Source organism: Methylocella tundrae (assembly GCF_901905185.1).
In the GTDB taxonomy this organism is placed as follows: domain Bacteria; phylum Pseudomonadota; class Alphaproteobacteria; order Rhizobiales; family Beijerinckiaceae; genus Methylocapsa; species Methylocapsa tundrae.
Window position 1 is genome coordinate 1 of record NZ_CABFMQ020000051.1, and the last position, 388, is coordinate 388.

A 388-nucleotide genomic window follows, 5' to 3' on the forward strand; every position below is an offset into this window, starting at 1 on the left:
AAATAAACCTGCACCAATAACACCGCCAATACTAATCATTGTGATATGGCGATTTGAAAGTCCTTCGCCTAATTTTTTTGTTCTATCATTATTCATATTTCATTCCTTAAAAATATATCCATAAAAACAATTTATTACATTTCAAAATCCTACAGTCATGAAAAAAGGGAAAACGGCTGTTTTCCCTAATAATAAAAATTAATTTAAAGTTGGCATTGAAAATTGTTTTGCTTCACGGACTTGAGCAGATGGCCAACGCTGTGTAATGGTTTTACGGCGTGTGTAAAAACGGACACCATCTGGGCCATACGCATGTAAATCACCAAATAACGAACGTTTCCAGCCACCAAAGCTATGATAAGCCACAGGTACTGGTAAAGGCACATTA

At 35.6% G+C, this 388-nt stretch carries 1 pseudogene; it reads right to left on the reverse strand.

The annotated features are described in order from the left end of the window. Nucleotides 1-198: 198 nt before the first annotated feature. Nucleotides 199-388 (reverse strand): annotated as a pseudogene (locus MPC4_RS05340) (methylmalonate-semialdehyde dehydrogenase (CoA acylating)); the annotation flags it as partial.